Annotated in this window: 1 protein-coding gene and 2 pseudogenes; all 3 read right to left on the minus strand. The window is 39.1% G+C overall.

Translation table 11 applies throughout. The features are described 5' to 3' along the window. Positions 1-365 (minus strand): annotated as a pseudogene (locus tag O9295_RS07245) (ISKra4 family transposase); the annotation flags it as partial. Positions 366-1034: 669 nt separating this feature from the next. After that, positions 1035-1736: a hypothetical protein gene (locus O9295_RS07250; RefSeq protein WP_288032511.1), complete on the minus strand. Its 702-nt coding sequence runs from the start codon at positions 1734-1736 to the stop codon at positions 1035-1037. A gap of 133 nt (positions 1737-1869) precedes the next feature. After that, positions 1870-2155, minus strand: a pseudogene (locus O9295_RS07255) (ISAs1 family transposase); the annotation flags it as partial.

The raw sequence follows: 2155 nt of genomic DNA on the forward strand, positions 1-2155 counted from the left end.
CAATGATTTGATTTTCTGCGCCGATTTCTCGTAGGATTCATCGCCACTTAATAGCAAACAGTTCTTCTCTAACATTGGACTCATCTGAGTCCGAGGCTTTACTTCTAACTTCTTCGCTTGTTTTTCTGTAATTGGTAATTCGCCCAAAATACTTTTTACTTTTCTTGTCCGACCGGCTGTTTCTCCTGTGCTTGTTTTGACAAAAAAATACCGATTTCTGGGTTGACATACTGAATCATTAAATCTCTAACAGTCTCTTCTATCTCTGCCAAGTTATTAAATTTCTCAACTTGGGATTGTTCCTAAAGACATTGCCCTAACTCTTGACATAACTCTTTAATTCTTTTTTCATTTTCTGATAACATTGGACTGTTCCTCCCATCGAGATATATTCTGAATCGTAAGTTATAACTATTATAATCTCATTTCTCTTTGTGATCAGGTTCAAGATTTTCTAGTTTTTGACTGCTATAAGCATTAATACTCATTGCACAAGTGAGATGCTCCCCCTGAGTTCGATATCAGCCGAAACCCTAATTTTACCGTAGCCGGTCAGCCCTATTCTTTCCTGGAAGTCAACAATACTAAGGCGTGCGTCATCCTGAATACTGTACTCGCTACCGAAAGCAACTTGTAAGAATAAGATACTGTACAAAATGGAGAATACGATGCTGAGACTGAACCAGAAGGTTCTGGAAAACATCAATTCTCTTAGAGGAGTTAAATCTAAAAAATACGAGTTCTTTGTCTGCATAACTACCTTTACGTTTTATCCAAGTATTTTACATTTAATACCAGGGTGAGCGCATCTCAAACGCTATTGATAATTAGCCACTTTTGTGATCTGCTTGCTGTGTGGGCATTTCAAGTGATACCAGTCAATCAGAATAGTTACGAAATCTTAACATTGGGTCGATTTTTGCTTAACAATTGAGATGGCAAATTCTCCTCAAATATGCCTGAATGTACCTCTGGGTAAGCAACTCACATAAAGTTCATTTTGTCAAGGATTGTTAAGATGCGCTTACCCTGTATTAGTCATTAATACGTCTAGCTAATAATACTAAATTGGAAGGCATTCCCAGCGCCCAGATGGTTTCGACTCTAATACTGAAATTGTCTCCTAAAGCTTGTTTAGCTAAGTTTAATAATTCGGCTCTACCCAGTAGGTTTAAATTATCTTCCTTAGCCCAGAAGGATAACCCGACTATATTTAATAGAAACCGATGCCAAGATTTTGGTAACCAATGGATTAGGGGAAGTTTAGTATGAAATTCTAGCCAATGCCAACGATTGGGTGTAGTTAAGAATATTTTACTAGCAACTCTGGCACACTCTCGAATATGTTCAACCTGTAAATTAGTCGAACCACAATGTTCTAAAACTGCGCTAGAGGTGGCTACATCAAACTCACACTCCTTAGCAAGAATTGGGCGATGAAATCCATTGGGGCTTAAAATTTTGGCAAAAGGAAACACTTGGCTCAGGGAAGAAATGTCTTCTGGGGAAGAGAGGGCGACAGTTAACCCTGCTTCATGAAACCAGGGAATCATACAGTTACTGTCTATCCTCTCCACATCTGGAGTAGAACCAATATCAATAATACTTTCTCCTGCCCGTAAATCGAGTTTGTTCATAGCTAAATCAAACATCTTACGGCGAGCTTCTACACTTAAGCGTTCTTGAATCCCTGTTAACCAATGTCCACGATTAAAATAGTCAATGCCTTGATTCATAATATATTTGTTTACATAGTTGGGTATCTCGAAAAATTGATAGCCCAAGGACTGTTATAGTATAATGAGTAAGAACAGCGAGTCAAGCGAACAAATGCTCTTGCCAGAATCACCCAGGGTAAGAGCATCTCAATTAGGCTTGACAAAAGGCTTTCAGCACAGCCATCATATAGTTAGTTATTATCCATGGCCGCCCGTTTACTTTTTTGTGCCAGACTACGTCGGTAAGTCGATTCCTGGTTAAGAGCGTTAAGTGCTACTCGTCTCAAGAAGGCTCCCATTACGAGGGCTGTGACCAGAGCGAATCCGACATTGATCCTCATTAAAAGTAACATCTAAAATCCAATGAGCCTGATTTTCAATGCCCCAATGTTTACGAATAGCATTACCTATTTTTTGAGCATCAGCAGGGAGAGAAC

Source organism: Microcystis sp. LE18-22.4A (genome assembly GCF_027531105.1).
GTDB classification, from domain to species: Bacteria; Cyanobacteriota; Cyanobacteriia; order Cyanobacteriales; family Microcystaceae; genus Microcystis; species Microcystis aeruginosa.